General features: G+C 58.4%; 18 protein-coding genes. 13 read left to right on the top strand and 5 right to left on the bottom strand.

Translation table 11 applies throughout. The features are described from left to right. The first annotated feature begins 620 nt into the window (after positions 1-620). From AC1DYC_RS15600 to AC1DYC_RS15580, 5 genes are read left to right on the top strand one after another with little or no spacing between them, the layout of a single operon-like run. Positions 621-1,139 (top strand): hypothetical protein, encoded by a 519-nt coding sequence (locus tag AC1DYC_RS15600; protein ID WP_477407607.1) that lies wholly within the window; start codon positions 621-623, stop codon positions 1,137-1,139. A 16-nt stretch (positions 1,140-1,155) separates the two neighbouring features. Next, positions 1,156-1,566 (top strand): phage holin family protein, encoded by a 411-nt coding sequence (locus tag AC1DYC_RS15595; protein ID WP_477407605.1) that lies wholly within the window; start codon positions 1,156-1,158, stop codon positions 1,564-1,566. Beyond that, positions 1,550-2,209: a hypothetical protein gene (locus AC1DYC_RS15590; protein ID WP_477407603.1), complete on the top strand. Its 660-nt coding sequence runs from the start codon at positions 1,550-1,552 to the stop codon at positions 2,207-2,209. Before AC1DYC_RS15595 ends, AC1DYC_RS15590 begins: the two co-directional genes overlap by 17 nt. A 42-nt stretch (positions 2,210-2,251) precedes the next feature. After that, positions 2,252-2,764, top strand: a complete 513-nt coding sequence (locus AC1DYC_RS15585) for a DUF6894 family protein (RefSeq protein WP_477407601.1) — start codon at positions 2,252-2,254, stop codon at positions 2,762-2,764. Positions 2,765-2,791: 27 nt separating this feature from the next. After that, positions 2,792-3,409 carry a cysteine hydrolase family protein gene (locus AC1DYC_RS15580; protein ID WP_477408322.1) on the top strand — a complete coding sequence of 206 codons (618 nt, stop codon included), beginning with the start codon at positions 2,792-2,794 and terminating at the stop codon, positions 3,407-3,409. A gap of 92 nt (positions 3,410-3,501) precedes the next feature. Here AC1DYC_RS15580 and AC1DYC_RS15575 read toward each other — a convergent pair whose 3' ends face one another. The 5 genes from AC1DYC_RS15575 to AC1DYC_RS15555 form a co-directional block, all read right to left on the bottom strand. After that, positions 3,502-3,798, bottom strand: coding sequence for a hypothetical protein (locus tag AC1DYC_RS15575; protein ID WP_477407599.1), 297 nt, complete (start codon positions 3,796-3,798; stop codon positions 3,502-3,504). A 77-nt stretch (positions 3,799-3,875) separates the two neighbouring features. Then, positions 3,876-4,871: a YihY/virulence factor BrkB family protein gene (locus tag AC1DYC_RS15570; protein WP_477407597.1), complete on the bottom strand. Its 996-nt coding sequence runs from the start codon at positions 4,869-4,871 to the stop codon at positions 3,876-3,878. An 86-nt stretch (positions 4,872-4,957) separates the two neighbouring features. Continuing rightward, positions 4,958-5,431 (bottom strand): VOC family protein, encoded by a 474-nt coding sequence (locus AC1DYC_RS15565; protein WP_477407595.1) that lies wholly within the window; start codon positions 5,429-5,431, stop codon positions 4,958-4,960. A 305-nt stretch (positions 5,432-5,736) separates the two neighbouring features. Beyond that, positions 5,737-5,940: a hypothetical protein gene (locus AC1DYC_RS15560; protein WP_477407593.1), complete on the bottom strand. Its 204-nt coding sequence runs from the start codon at positions 5,938-5,940 to the stop codon at positions 5,737-5,739. 19 nt (positions 5,941-5,959) lie between these two features. Further along, positions 5,960-6,148 (bottom strand): DUF3606 domain-containing protein, encoded by a 189-nt coding sequence (locus AC1DYC_RS15555; protein WP_477373510.1) that lies wholly within the window; start codon positions 6,146-6,148, stop codon positions 5,960-5,962. A 556-nt stretch (positions 6,149-6,704) separates the two neighbouring features. On the opposite strand from AC1DYC_RS15555, the gene AC1DYC_RS15550 reads away from it, so the two are divergent. The 8 genes from AC1DYC_RS15550 to AC1DYC_RS15515 all read left to right on the top strand — a co-directional run bounded on the left by AC1DYC_RS15550 (position 6,705) and on the right by AC1DYC_RS15515 (position 12,969). Further along, positions 6,705-7,046, top strand: a complete 342-nt coding sequence (locus AC1DYC_RS15550; RefSeq protein ID WP_477407591.1) for a low affinity iron permease family protein — start codon at positions 6,705-6,707, stop codon at positions 7,044-7,046. Next, on the top strand, positions 7,043-7,330 hold the full coding sequence (locus tag AC1DYC_RS15545; protein WP_477407589.1) for a hypothetical protein: 288 nt from the start codon (positions 7,043-7,045) through the stop codon (positions 7,328-7,330). Before AC1DYC_RS15550 ends, AC1DYC_RS15545 begins: the two co-directional genes overlap by 4 nt. A 111-nt stretch (positions 7,331-7,441) precedes the next feature. Then, complete coding sequence (locus AC1DYC_RS15540; protein WP_477373398.1) at positions 7,442-7,705, top strand: YMGG-like glycine zipper-containing protein; 264 nt, start codon at positions 7,442-7,444, stop codon at positions 7,703-7,705. A 381-nt stretch (positions 7,706-8,086) separates the two neighbouring features. Beyond that, positions 8,087-8,578, top strand: coding sequence for a YidB family protein (locus AC1DYC_RS15535; RefSeq protein WP_477407587.1), 492 nt, complete (start codon positions 8,087-8,089; stop codon positions 8,576-8,578). Between the two features lie 85 nt (positions 8,579-8,663). Continuing rightward, positions 8,664-8,993: a DUF4112 domain-containing protein gene (locus AC1DYC_RS15530; RefSeq protein WP_477407585.1), complete on the top strand. Its 330-nt coding sequence runs from the start codon at positions 8,664-8,666 to the stop codon at positions 8,991-8,993. A 127-nt stretch (positions 8,994-9,120) separates the two neighbouring features. Then, the gene (locus tag AC1DYC_RS15525; protein ID WP_477407583.1) at positions 9,121-9,372 is read left to right on the top strand and encodes a GlsB/YeaQ/YmgE family stress response membrane protein; all 252 of its coding nucleotides are present in this window, start codon (positions 9,121-9,123) and stop codon (positions 9,370-9,372) included. Positions 9,373-9,779: 407 nt separating this feature from the next. Further along, positions 9,780-10,256: a YciE/YciF ferroxidase family protein gene (locus AC1DYC_RS15520; protein WP_477407581.1), complete on the top strand. Its 477-nt coding sequence runs from the start codon at positions 9,780-9,782 to the stop codon at positions 10,254-10,256. Positions 10,257-11,751: 1,495 nt separating this feature from the next. Continuing rightward, entirely contained in the window at positions 11,752-12,969 is a 1,218-nt protein-coding gene (locus AC1DYC_RS15515; RefSeq protein ID WP_477407578.1) for an OmpA family protein, read from the top strand. The last annotated feature ends 491 nt before the right edge of the window (positions 12,970-13,460 follow it).

Genomic DNA, 13,460 nt, shown 5'->3' with positions numbered 1-13,460 from the left:
GCCGTGGTCTGGGCATCCTTCGAGTGTGCAGCTATTGCTGGACCTGCGCCCGTAGCCTTACGCATGTCGCCACTCTTCTCTTTTTCGGCCGGCTTTTTGCCACGAAGGCCAGAGAAATATTTTGCGAACAAGCCCATCTTTTCCTCCCTAACATCACCTGCTCAATGGCGGTCTTCTTTGTAGGGAATTGGCTGGACGGTCTTTTGTTCCTTAGCGCAAACGAATGGATGTGGGGAGCTTGATGTCCGCACCGTACAACCCAGGCGTTGAGCATCTGAAGTCGCATTTGTTGTCTCCTCCTGGCCTGACCTTTGAGATCTTACTTGCGTCGTGAAGTTCCACTCGGACCCGCGGTGCCCGGCGCCAACGGCTCATGGGCCAAGCTGATGGACGAAGTCAGCCTTCTAGTGGCCCCGCGATTGAACTGTGCGGCAGGCCAGACATGCATCGAGTTCCGAGAACTCGCGGGGAAGGTCCAGCAAAGCCGCGAGGCTCTGAGCAACGGGCTGCGGCCGATCCGGACGGACTAGCGGCAGGAATATTCGATTCCGCCAGGAACTGGTTGCTGTTGGTCGAGTTCAATTCACGACATCAAGTCGCGACAACAGGAGTGAAAAATCGTGAACACGCCAATCACCAACGACCTCAGCGGGTCCACTAATGAGAATGAATGGCAGGACGAGACCGATACCGGCCGGACCGGCAAAAGCAAGGAAGCGCTCGGAAAATTGAAGTCGAGCGCGGCCGAAACTGCAACCCACCTCAAAACCGCCGCCGCGTCGGTTTCGACTGACGCGAAAAATTATGCCGGCTCGGTGGCATCAGATGCTGCTGGGGCGTTCAAGGAAGCGGTGGAGTCGAACAAGACCGCCGGCGCCGACGCGATCGCCAACATTGCCCATTCCGTCAAGGAAGCCGCCGATGGAATCGAGAAGCAATCACCTCAGGTTGCTGGCATGGTCCGAACCGCCGCCGAAGGCGTGGAACGGATCTCGTCGGATATCAGGGACCGAAACGTTGGTGAATTGCTGGATTCCGTTACAAAATTCGCCCAGCGCCAGCCTGCAGCTTTCTTCGGCGTAGGTATCCTGGCCGGCGTGGTTCTCACCCGCATCATGCGAAGCTCCGATCGGTCCTGAAGGAGGAGCACTCCAAATGGATGATGGTTCCGATCGCCGCTCCTTGGGGAGTGTGTTGAGCGAAGGGTTGAGCCAGTTCGCTTCGCTGATGCGGCTCGATCTTCGTCTTCTCCAGGCGGAGATGAAGGTCAAGACGTCGACGATCGTTTCGTCAGGAGCATGCGGAATCGCTGCATTAGCGCTCTTTGTCCTGGCAGCCTTTACCATGGTCCAGTTCCTTATCCTCGCAATGATCCAGTTCGGCGTAAATCCGATGGTCGCTTGTCTGGTCGTCGGTTCTTTGCTGGGGGTGGGCGGAGTGCTGTTGCTCTATCTTGCCAAGCGAACGCTTGCTGGATGGACCATCACACCGGTGGAGACCGTCAACCAGGTGCGCACCGATATCGCAGCACTAAAACAGGGGATGCGTTTTGGTTCAACCCAGTGAAGAGATGCGAGAGATCATGCTGCAAAGCCGAGCAGAACGGCAGGCCTTGTTTGAGCCTGTCAGCGAAATCAGCCGGCGGCTGCAGCCCCGAAATCTGGTCAATGCGTCGACGCGATACGCGAAGCGGAAGGTTGCGAAGGCCCTTGGCGGTGTGTCCGACGCGGTGAAGGATAATGGCGGCGCCGCCGCGGCGGTCGCGTTGGGCGCAGTTGCGGTGTTCGACGCGGGCAGGCGAAGTGCCCGCGTCCCAGTAGGCGCCGATTATGAGGCTGTCGACTTGGTTGCCGGCGCCGCGCATTCGGACGCAGCTTCAATTCGATACGAGGCCCATACGCACAAGGCGGTGACAAACTTGACGCGGGCGAAGGTGCTCGCTGGGTCTGCGGGAGGGCTGTTGATCGGCCACATTATCGGCAAGGCGTTTGAGCCCACGGCAAAAGAGCGCGACCTGTTCGGCAAGGCTGGGGCTGAAGTCCGCGATGCAGCGGACGCGTTTCTCGCTGAGCATGTGCATGGTGCGAAACTAGCCGCCGCGCAGACGTTCGGATTTGCCAGATACGCGGCTGCGTTCCTAGCAGTATTGGCCGCTGCCAGCGACTATATCGGCCGCGCTGACGAGCACGACGATGAGCTCAATCGCTGATCGGCCGCAAGCCTGAGTCACCGAACAATTGAAGGATTTCCCATGCAGATTGTTGGTATCAACATTGGACCGGCCGCCGCGTCCTCAGGCCTGCCTCTAATCCGTGTGGTGTTTGAGGGCGAGGGCGGGGAATCTATCGCCGTCGAAATGGCGCGAGGCGAAGACGCTGATGACGCTCTCGGAGCAATCGACCGTGCAAAAGCACTGCTTGTCCAGACCGCAGCCTTCGAGATGCCTGTCGAGAGGAAAGATGTATCGGATAGTTCTGCGAAACTCGACGACGTCCAAACTAGGGAGGGCAATATTTACATATTCGAATATCGCGATGGGGACCAGGCCCGTCAGGTTCCCCCTGCCGTGATGCCAAGTTTTGAGGCCGCTCGCGCGGAAGCAATTCGTTGCGCGATCGACATGCTGGTCGATCTGCAACCCGGCGATGACAACCTGACTGGATGGCTGGTACGAATGCGCGATCCCGCCGGCAACGAGCTTTGCACGATCGACGTCGCCCAGGCCGAAGCCGCCCGGCAGGCCAATGACAACACGCCGCTTTGAGGCGAATTGGCAATTGTTGGCGAGGGGATGATGGCAGCTCGCGGTCTTGTACACGGCCCTCTCAGCCAAGCGTCGGTTCACGTCTGTGTCGATATGCAAGGCCTTTTTGGCGCTGCGGGCCCGTGGAATATACCATGGGCCAAACATGTGCTGCCCGCCATCGAGGAACTTGTTAGCCGGCATGCGGAGCGCACCATCTTCACACGTTTCATTCCCGTCTCACGAGCGGGCGAGGGTATGGGCATGTGGGTTCACTACTACCGACGCTGGGCCGAAGCCACACTCGAAAATATTGATCCGGCGCTGGTGGAGCTCATGCCCGAGCTGGCGCGCTTCGTGCCGCCGGCGAAGATAATCGACAAGGCCGTCTATTCGCCCTGGACGGAAGGCCGGCTCGATGCACTATTCAACGCCATGGAGGTGGATACGCTAGTTGTCACGGGCGGAGAGACAGACGTCTGTGTTCTGGCCACGGTACTAGGTGCGGTTGACCGCGGTTTCCGTGTCATTCTGGTTTCCGATGCCATCTGCAGCTCGGCCGACCAGACTCACGACGCTCTTATGGAAGTCTATCGCTCACGGTTCAGCGAGCAGCTCGAAACCGTCACACTGAAGGATGTCCTCGAAAACTGGCAGTCGAGCTAGATCGTCGCGTCGCCGTCTATCTTGCCGGAGAACACACGCGGGGTGTTGAGGGTTCAAGACGATCGCCTGAGCACGTCCGATATTTGGCCAGTTCAGCCGGATCGCATCACACCTGGCTCTTCGAGAGGGGACTCGATAATCCCATCTGAAGAGGCGTTCGGATCGACAGGCAGCACATCGGAAAAATTGACGGTGGCGACCAGATATCCGGCTTCATCGTAGACCCTGGTAATTGACCCCGATTGCTCGGTGCCAGACCCAGGGTCCGCCACGATTGCTGCGCGTGCCTTTTCGATCGCTCTCGGACTGGCCATATCCGCGCTGGCGAGTTCTTCCTCGAAGGCAGTTGTCTGGCCAGATGTTGTCGTCTCAAAGCGAAACTTCGGCATGAGAAAACCTCCTGTTCCTATGCAATGCCCGTGTCCGGGTTGCGTTCCAACGGAAAGAGAGTTGGGCGGGAAAGGAGCTAAGATCGCCGCGATCGCAATAGCCTTGTCGCCACGATGGTCAGCACGCCGGTGATCACAATCCACGCCTGTACCTCGCGTTGGTGAATTGTCCCGAGGTTCGATACCTGCTTCGGCGGAGCCTTCTCCGCGTGCACTATCCCTTGAAGGTCGGACCGACTGCCGAGACGCACCGAATAGGCTCGCGTGAATTCGGCTCCGAGCAAGAAGATCTCCGAGGAATAGTAAACCCAAAGCAGCACGACCAAGAGCGCACCCGCCGCGCCATAGGAGGATGCGATCGCACTGGTTCCAATGTACCAGCCGATCAGCGACTTGCCCACGGTGAAGAGCAAAGCGGTGACCACCGCACCAATTCCGACATCGCGCCACTCGAGGGATCGGTCTGGCAGAATTTTGAAGATCGCGGCAAACAGAGCGGAGATCAGGACGAATGAAATAACGCCGTTTATCGATGCGAGGATGAATGTACCGAACGGCAGATGGTCATTGATAACAGCACCAAGCGCAGAAATCGCAGTGCTCGCGGCCAATGAGACAAGCAGCAAAAATCCCAACGCTGCAACCAGGCCAAGGCTGGCTGCCCGCGCCCGAACAAGTCGCGACAAGGACATGGCGGGAGGCTCTATCTTCCAGATCTTGTTAAGCGAAACCTGTATTTCGCCAAACACCCCTGAGGCTGTGACGACGAGGGTGACGATGCCTATCAGCGTTGCAAGAGTGCCAGATGTTCTACGAGAAGCGCTTTCGATGGTCGTGCGCAGAAGTTCCCCGGTTTGCGTACCCATCACGCCTGCAATTTCGGCCGACAAGGCAAGTTGAGCTGCTTCATGCCCGAAGACGAGTCCGGCAATCGCAACCACGATTAGTAGAATCGGCGCCAGGGACGTAACAGCATAGAACGCCATCGCCGCACCGTGGCTAAGTGCATTGTCGTTGATAAATCCGACGATGCTATCCTTGCCAAGAAACCAGGCTTCGCGTGCCACTTGCATTGGAACTCTTTGCCTGAATAAGGAACCTAGTGCCACGTAGCTGGAACGTGCACGTATGGCAGATTGGCGCCCGGCGCGATGCTGCCTCAGCCGCGCCGCGCCGCTTCGATCACTGCGACGTCGATTTTCTTCATGTCCATCATCGCATCAAACGCGCGCTTGGCTTCGGCGCCGCCGACCGCCATCGCCTCCGTCAGTGTGCGCGGTGTAATTTGCCAGGACACGCCCCACTTGTCTTTACACCAGCCGCAGGCGCTTTCCTGGCCGCCATTGCCAACAATGGCGTTCCAGTAACGGTCGGTCTCATTCTGATCGTCGGTGGCGATCTGAAACGAGAAGGCTTCGCTCTGTTTGAACGCCGAGCCGCCGTTGAGACCGATACAGGGCACGCCAGCGACGGTAAATTCGATCGTCAAGACGTCACCCTTTTTCCCGGACGGAAAGTCACTTGGCGCACGATGGATCGCACCCACTGCACTATCAGGAAAGGTCTCGGCGTAGAATCGAGCCGCAGCTTCGGCGTCCTTGTCGTACCAAAGGCAAATCGTATTTTTTTGCATCGCTTGGTCCTTCCGATCTCAAGCCAGTTGCACATCAGCGCCTTCCGGGCTGGCAATCTAGGATTTGATACTCGTGGCAGGCGGCTTGGCTCTCCCCTCTCTCAAACCCTTGAAGCGAAGATATGCTGCCGCCGCATAATCGCACCGCGCACGGGAGGGTCCGTTGCTGTGCAAAATAACCTCGGCCATCTCCCGGGACAGGCCGTGCTTCTCGGCGAAAAAATTCAACTCGTAAGGGCAGATGTCCGAATCCGGGTCAGCGCTGGCCGTTGGTTTTGTCATCGCACCTCCTTGCTGCCAGCTCGTCATTTGGCAAAGTCGGCAGGTTGCTGCTCTTGGTCTAGACTGAATTCGTGGACGCTTCCTCCCTCGTCCACGACTCTGAACCAGTGCTCTTGCAACGCCCGTGGCGAAATCACCTTTCGTGTCACTGCCTCGACGGCCGCTAGCGCATCTTCTGCATCTGCATCGCGTGAGGTGACAACTTCATCGCGGTAGAGCTCGTCCACTTGATATCGCGCCATGCCTTTACCTGTTGCCGAGCTGTTTGGCTTCACGCTCTAAGGTTGCACGGTCGTTCCCGTGTTTCTCGATCAGCTCCCGAACCTGGGGGATCGAAAGGCCAAACTTGCTTGCGAAATAACCAACCTCGTATTCCTGGTCGCCGCTGACTTGAGTGCGATCCTGGTAGCCAGTGTTATTCTTGTCGTCTGTCATTTGAAACAGCCTCCACAACGCCATCGCTTCTCCGAACGTGCTTGATCGTGATTGGTTTCAACGGCGTGCGAATTCTCGATCCGGAGCGCTCAGCTTGCTTTGTCGGATTGCAAACGTCCCTAGGCACAGGCTTCGGTCGGGCCGACGCCGGACCAACGTCGGACTGCGAGACGCAATGGTCTTGCGGATTGTGCTGCCCGGAACAGCCACTCCCTGCGCTCGTTGTTCAATGCAGATTGCAGGAGGAAGCTATGGATAGAAGTGTTGGCCAAGCGCGCTGGCTGCTCGCGCCGATTTTTGCGGTGGCCATCACATTCCTAATGATTGGAATATCCCTTGGCTGACGATCCCAACATCTGCTTGGCCCATTGCTGCGCTGAGAGGATTCTCCTGCAGCGGAAAATGGCGATCGAACCCTCTGTCCTGACTGGTGAGCGTGGGGTGAACTAATGTTTCGAGACAAAGAAGTCCCCTTCATGGAGGCAGGCTTACTCGCGGCAGTGCCAATCTGCGTCGCCATCGCTTCCCTAATTGCCTTGTTGACCGTGGCGACGACATGAACCGCATCCTTTTCGCGGCTGCCGATTTTCTTTCGCGGCCACCGGGCTTCTACGTCATCATGATAGCCATGGTGGCATGCACCGCCCTGGTGCCCTTTGGCATGACAAATGTAGTTACCTATGCGCTTTCAGTAGCGGCCATCGTGATCACGGGCATCGTCCTTATTCAGGGCTATCGAGACACAGCCGCCATCCACGCCAAACTCAATGAGATCATCGTTTCACTGGATGAAACCAGAAACGATGTCGTCGGATTGGAGCACGCTGAGCCGGAGGAAATCCGGAAAAAGCTTAACGTGCTCGAAGAAGAAGCGGCAAACCGAGGACAGCGATCATGAGCGTCTCTGGCCCAGCAGACGACGTGGCCATATCGGTCGGACCCGTCACGGCATCTGCCCAGAGGAAACGCGCACCGTGGAAGCGTGCCAAGCGTCTGGCTAAAGACGGGGGCGAGTGTGTTGCGCCTGTTCCATCTGAGGAGAAGTCCTTTCGTGTCTTCTTCCTGTCGAGGGAAACCGGCATCGACCCCGATCAAGCCCGCGAGCTCGTCGATAGCATTGAACGAGACGGTGCTGCGTTGGTGAACGCCGCACGCCGAATGAAAATCAAGCCCAATGACTGACGAAGGCGGCATGCCCAATCTGATTTTCGCTTGCTGGCAGCGGGCGTCGTTGGATCAAAAAAACCGGTCGCGCATTTAAGTTATGGCTAATAATGGCCTAAGGAGGAATCTATGAAAAAGACACTTCTTGTTTTGAGTCTACTTATCCCGCTCTCAGCATGTTCGCGCACCGAACAGGGCGCTGCCGTCGGCGGATTGGGCGGCGCAGCAGTCGGTGCCGCCGTGGCAGGCGACCCGGTCAAAGGCGCGGTTGTTGGCGGCGCAGTTGGCGCGATAGCCGGGGCGGTCATTGGTCACGCCAGTGAAGCCGGCCAGTGCAGATACCGCGATAGGTATGGAAGAGTTTACGTGGCTCGGTGCCCGGACGGCTACTGATTTAGAGGCGCGTGATCCGCTACGATCACGCGCCTTTCCAAGGCAGATAATCAAATGGCATTTTCCGTCAAGAAGCTGCCTATTTCTGCTGTAGCTGATGCCCTGGAGCTCGCGACCGCGATCTCAGCCGCCTATTAGCGGTCGGCGCGTTGAACGTGGGCAAGGCGCAAATCTGTAAGCTTCTTGGACGGAGCCAATAGCTCATTGCGGCAGCCCGCGATCCACCACATTTTAGCGCAAGCGCAACGTCGCAGCGGCCCTCTCATCTCAGTCGGACGCCCCCCGGACAGCGCCGCAACGATACCCACAACATTAGATCGTCGCTCGCGGAACCTTTGTGAAGCTGAGCCCTTCCTCCATGGAACCGTGGAGGAGACCAAAATGGCAAATCTGGGAAGATTGGCGATCGCGATGCTTGGCGTCTTAGCGTACCAGAATCGCGACAAGATCGGCGACATGATCCGTGGGGCGAGAGATCGTAATCCAAACGACCCGCAAGGCGGAATTCTGGATCAGATTTCGAATGGCGTCTCGGGGACAGCCCTTGGTGACATCCTGGACCGATTCAGGGGGGCAGGGGCAGGATCGAAGGTCGACTCTTGGGTTGGCACCGGGCCAAACCAGCCTATCCAGCCGAGCGACGTGGAAGCGGCAATAGACGACGACACGCTGACGTCCCTTTCAATGCAGACCGGCCTTTCGCGCGAGGAACTCATCAGCAGGATAACTCGGGATTTGCCCGAGGCGGTCAACAAGATGACGCCAAATGGTAAGTTGCCCCCTGAGCCGACGCGAGGCTCGGATGAGACGACCCTGCTTGATGACGTGCCCACGCGTAGGCCACAAAATTCAACCGGCCAGAGCGATGTCTAGAGCAACAGCCCTAGACCGGGGCGATTTGAGAAATCGCACACGTCTGGCCGCTGAGACGAGCCGGAAGGGCCATCGCGATTCTGAGATGGCAAGAGCAATTGTCGAGTTGGATTTATTGGCCGCGTTGCTTGATTCCCGCTGGCGGATTCCAGGAACACCAATTCGTTTTGGACTGGATGCCCTGGTGGGTCTGGTGCCCGTACTCGGAGATGTGGCGACGGGCCTGGTCTCGGCATATATCGTGATGCGAGCCCGAAACTGCGGTGCGGGAAATGGCTTGGTCGTCCGCATGCTAGGGAACGTGCTGCTTGATACGGTAGGGGGAAGCGTTCCTATTCTCGGTTCAATCTTCGATATCTATTTTAAGGCCAACAACCGCAACATCCGACTGCTTCGTCGTCACCTCCAGAGGTAGGCGGAATCCGGCAGCTGGCCGGTAAGCGACCTGCCTGAGTGTAGCTCAGTATTCACCCGAGGAACCTTATTGGTTTATCGCACGTTTTCCCGCCGAGCCAATTTCGGTTCAAGGAGAAGGGGAAAACATGGAAAATCCGGGCGTTGGTTGGATAGCTGCTATCGTGATCGGCGGTATCGCCGGCTGGCTCGGCGAGATGTTCATGAAAAGCAATATGGGAGTGCTCATGAACATCATTTTGGGGATCGTTGGCGCCATCGTTGCCAACGTCCTTCTCGGGGTGCTGGGCCTATCTTTGAGCGGCTGGCTTGGCTATCTTGTCGCCGGCTTTATCGGTGCATGCATTTTGATTGCCGTCGCTCGAATGATTAGACGCTGATCCAATCATCGAGCTTGCACGTTCTTACTCGTGATTGAAGCGCGTGGTCCTAGGGATCACGCGTTTTTCACAACCCTGTTGCGACGCTCGATCCCCCGGTTCAGATCGACTTCGCAGTCCTCCTGCCTGTCCGAGCCCTCGGCTTTTGAAGCCCCTCCTGTAGCTCGCTCGCGCAGGGCAAGACCAACCTTGGTGGAGCTGTTGTGCTGATGGCTGCGTACACCCGCGAGCGCGGCGCTGCCCACATTAATGCTGGGTCTTCGCCTCTGACCACGCAGGTAAGCTGTCGCAATTCCCTATAAGCCAGGTGACACCTGCAAGGACGTGCCACGGCTAAGTGAAAGGCACGGAACCTTTTACCTTGCCCGCTCTTTCACCGGAACCCAATTCGGGCAAGGAGCACTGCAATGAAAACTTTGGGCGATATTTTCGAGCATACCCTCCAAGACATGTATTACGCGGAGAACGCGATTACCAAGGCATTGCCCAAGGTGGCTGCGGCCGTGAAGGACGCCAAGCTAAAGAAAGCAGCCGAGGACCATCTCGAGGAGACGAAGGGGCAGATCAAGAAGCTCGAGCAGGTGTTCAAGTCGATAGGCATGAAGGCGTCCGGCGAGAAGTGCGACGCGATTGAGGGCCTCATCAAGGAAGCCGACGGGCTGATGGAGGAGGCGTCAGGAACGGCCCTCGATTCCGGCCTGCTGGCGGCCTGCCAGGCAGTCGAGCACTATGAGATATCCCGGTACGGCTCGCTGCGGGAATGGGCAAAGGACCTTGGGCATGATGAGGCGCACAAGTTGCTCAGCGAGATCCTCGACCAGGAAAAAGCCACCAACAACAAGCTGACGAAGCTTGCGGTTACGTCGATCAACAGGACAAATTGACCTCCCGACCAAACTACCCGCTGACACCCGGGAGGGTTTTTTGTTGTATTAGCGGAACTGCATATAAGGCCATCGGTTGATGACACAGCAGCACTGCTGCTGGCCAAGGTCCGCAAGACTTGGCCGGGCCCGCGTCCTGCCTTGGTCGCGGGCCCGCACCGCAGGTTGCGCGCTGTCACAGGTGCGTAGGCCGCCCCTCAGCGCAAAGGTCCGACTCGTGCACGCATTGGGCCGGAGGGGCAACAAACCCTTGTCAGCTGAGTTAGGGTCCAAAGGAGAGCCCCAGTGCCCATTTCAGAAGAACTGCGTGACGTGTATCTTCCCCTTATTCCTTGTTCCAGTCGTCCATAAAGGCTCCTGGTTTAAAGAGATCTCCAATTACAGATGCGCGGGATGTGCCCAGAATGTTCGGATCGGCTACGCGGACAAGCTCGTCTTTTTTGAACAGCATCGGCCGAGGCGAAACGAGATCGCCAAAGCCGCGCGTTAAGCTCTGGTTCCTCGAAGGGTTGCGAATAGGCCGTAAGGACGAGTTGACCAATTTAAGCTTCAGCTAATCGTCCACGAGATTGCAACTTCGTCGGCCATTGGTGAAGTCTTGCTCGCTCGCTCGACCTAGCGAGCTTTTTTGTGCATGGCCGGAACGTCCCGTCACCAAGACAGTTGTGACTCACCCGGCACGTGCTCCCTCAGCGTTTGCCGGTGACCAAGATGAACACATCATGGTCTGGCCCGCGCTGCCTTGACCGAACGCGCGGGCCACTTCTTGATGGTCGCCGTTCTAGCAAGGCACCGAGAAGACTGAGGGCAATCAGCGGCAACTACGGCAAGGCGCGTTTTGCGGGGGTTCTTCCGGAATATCTGCCTAAGCGCGTCATTCGAGATCGAACGGGAACGAATGCGGCCGTGCCCAGTTTGGATAGCGACGGGACACGACATGGAGAATCAAATGACACGCCGACCAACGATTTTGGCCAGCACCGCACTCGGTCTGCTGATCGCGTCCGCCCCGTTCGCGCCCCTCAGCATCGCAGCAGGTGCCGCACGGTTCGTCGAATCTGCACCGCGAATCTTTATCAAGTTGAAATGTAAGGAGGGCGAGTCCGTCGAAGCTTGCGCGTTAAGGCAACAGGCTCCGTCGGAAAGCGCCGCCCCCCTTCCAGCGACCGACCCACAGCCAACGCCAAAGCCGCAGGAGCAGCCAAAAGAGGCAGCTCCGGCGTCTGAGGCAGCTCCCCCTCCAGAAGCCACCGCACCGGCACCGTCCGCGAAGCAACAGCCTGCTCAACCTGCCGAGCCCGCCCCGGCGTCCGAGGCTGCGCCAGCGCCCGCCCAAGTCCAGCCACCTGCAGATCAGGCGCCTTTGCCCACCCCGGCTCCCCAAGCGCCTCCTGCGACCGCTGAGCCTGCGCCTGCCGATGGCCAACAGCCGGCGGAACCGACGGGCAAGACAGAAAAGAAACCTGCTGCCGAGCAGCCTGCACCAAAGAAGCCCGTGACCGATCAGCAACCTTCAACATCCGAAAAGCCAGCCAACGGTGAGCCGGCGGCACCCGCCCAAAGCGAGAAGCCCGTCCAGGGCGAGGCGCCAGCGGATCCTAACGCCGCGCCAGTCCTCGACAGCGAAAAAGATGCCAAACGTCCGGGCCAGGACGGCAAACCGCCTGCCCAGCAGAGCGATGGCGGTCAGGCCGCCGCGCCTGCGCCTGCCCCCGTTGACGCCGGACCACCGCCTGCAGACGACAAGGCAGCGCAGCAGGAAATCAAGCCTGAGAAGATCGTTCCGGCGACGGAGGAAAAGGGTACCCGCCGTGACAAGGCGCCGGATAACCAGGCGCCGGAACGCCCCAAAGGCGCCGATGTCCTCACGGAAATTGGCGGCCGGGTGATCATCCAGTTCAACAATCAGACGATAGTCGAGAGCGACGAAACGCCGCGAATGAACCGTGGTGCCAAGGATGTGTATTACGAGGATCTGCCGGGCGGTCGCACACGCGAGACGATCGTTCGCGACAACGGCAACCAGATCGTCACCATCCGCAACCGCTATGGCGACGTCATTCAGCGCTCCCGCATCACGTCCGACGGCCGCGAGTATGTTCTGAGCTATGTCGACGAGAGGTATTATCAGGACGTGCAGGACTGGCGCGACCCTGGAGATGACTTGCCACCGATACGGCTCAACATCCCGCGCAAGCAATACATCCTGGAGTCTGATCTGGTAGAGGATGCTGGGGATTATTATACGTTCCTCGAGCAACCGCCGGTGGAAAAGGTCCAGCGCCTCTACTCGGTCGACGAGGTCAAGCGCTCGGCGCGTGTGCGCGACATCGCTCGGCGTGTGGATCTGGACACGCTGAATTTCGAGTCCGGCTCAGCGACGATCTCGGGCAGCGAAGTCAAAAAGCTGCAGGGCGTTGCGGACGCAATGGAGCGGCTGCTGAAGAAGAACCCGGCGGAAACATTCTTGATCGAAGGCCACACTGATGCCGTCGGTAGCGACAATGCAAACCTAGCCTTGTCCGACCAGCGAGCCGAGGCAGTTGCCGAGGCCCTCACCAACGCCTTTGGCATCGCGCCAGAGAACTTGACGACCCAAGGCTACGGCGAACGCTATCTTAAGGTGAATACGACGGGGTCCGAACGACAGAACCGCCGCGTCGCCATTCGCCGCATCACGCCGCTTGTGGCGCCTGTCGCCAGTTCCAACTGACCAAGAAATCTCGCGATTCGGTAAATCTCGCCGGATCGCGAGTACCTCAGCAGCCGAAGGATCAATGGCTCGGCCTTCGCTGTTGAGCGATAAAACATGTCTTTCAGACCCCGGCGGGCTTTGAGACTCATTTGCCGTGTGGTTTTTGCCGACCGCAGTTCCGCATCTTCGAGCACCACCGCCCGTCGGTCGCCGACCTGCCTCAGGCACAAATCGCCGGCTTGTCGAAATTCCGGGGCTGGCGCTGCCCGCCGGTGGTCGTTTGGCTGAAGCGGATTTGAACTTCCCCCGCCAATCTGTGCCCGCCTGGTACGTGGTGGCACGAAATCGAGCAAACAGCGGACCCCATAGATTATAGGTGCCGTGCAAGCTCGAAAAAATGCGAGATCGCAGCAGGTTAGCCTCTCAGGCGCCTTCTAAATTCCAAGGGGAACTTCGCATCGTGCGGCCCGTTGTGAGGTAGCAAACTGTGCCGCGCTCAGCCTCCCTGC

It is taken from the genome of Mesorhizobium sp. P2_E7, from assembly GCF_056403855.1.
The sequence above is the reverse complement of the archived record's forward strand: the minus strand, read 5'-3'. Positions and strand labels throughout refer to the sequence as shown.

What these genes read in the sequence shown, in the direction of transcription:
- AC1DYC_RS15595 (WP_477407605.1), top strand. Translation starts at nt 1,156, where the DNA reads ATGGATGATGGTTCCGATCGCCGCTCCTTGGGGAGTGTGTTGAGCGAA.
- AC1DYC_RS15585 (WP_477407601.1), top strand. Translation starts at nt 2,252, where the DNA reads ATGCAGATTGTTGGTATCAACATTGGACCGGCCGCCGCGTCCTCAGGC.
- AC1DYC_RS15580 (WP_477408322.1), top strand. Translation starts at nt 2,792, where the DNA reads ATGATGGCAGCTCGCGGTCTTGTACACGGCCCTCTCAGCCAAGCGTCG.
- AC1DYC_RS15575 (WP_477407599.1), bottom strand. Translation starts at nt 3,798, where the DNA reads ATGCCGAAGTTTCGCTTTGAGACGACAACATCTGGCCAGACAACTGCC.
- AC1DYC_RS15570 (WP_477407597.1), bottom strand. Translation starts at nt 4,871, where the DNA reads ATGCAAGTGGCACGCGAAGCCTGGTTTCTTGGCAAGGATAGCATCGTC.
- AC1DYC_RS15565 (WP_477407595.1), bottom strand. Translation starts at nt 5,431, where the DNA reads ATGCAAAAAAATACGATTTGCCTTTGGTACGACAAGGACGCCGAAGCT.
- AC1DYC_RS15555 (WP_477373510.1), bottom strand. Translation starts at nt 6,148, where the DNA reads ATGACAGACGACAAGAATAACACTGGCTACCAGGATCGCACTCAAGTC.
- AC1DYC_RS15550 (WP_477407591.1), top strand. Translation starts at nt 6,705, where the DNA reads ATGAACCGCATCCTTTTCGCGGCTGCCGATTTTCTTTCGCGGCCACCG.
- AC1DYC_RS15545 (WP_477407589.1), top strand. Translation starts at nt 7,043, where the DNA reads ATGAGCGTCTCTGGCCCAGCAGACGACGTGGCCATATCGGTCGGACCC.
- AC1DYC_RS15540 (WP_477373398.1), top strand. Translation starts at nt 7,442, where the DNA reads ATGAAAAAGACACTTCTTGTTTTGAGTCTACTTATCCCGCTCTCAGCA.
- AC1DYC_RS15535 (WP_477407587.1), top strand. Translation starts at nt 8,087, where the DNA reads ATGGCAAATCTGGGAAGATTGGCGATCGCGATGCTTGGCGTCTTAGCG.
- AC1DYC_RS15530 (WP_477407585.1), top strand. Translation starts at nt 8,664, where the DNA reads ATGGCAAGAGCAATTGTCGAGTTGGATTTATTGGCCGCGTTGCTTGAT.
- AC1DYC_RS15525 (WP_477407583.1), top strand. Translation starts at nt 9,121, where the DNA reads ATGGAAAATCCGGGCGTTGGTTGGATAGCTGCTATCGTGATCGGCGGT.
- AC1DYC_RS15520 (WP_477407581.1), top strand. Translation starts at nt 9,780, where the DNA reads ATGAAAACTTTGGGCGATATTTTCGAGCATACCCTCCAAGACATGTAT.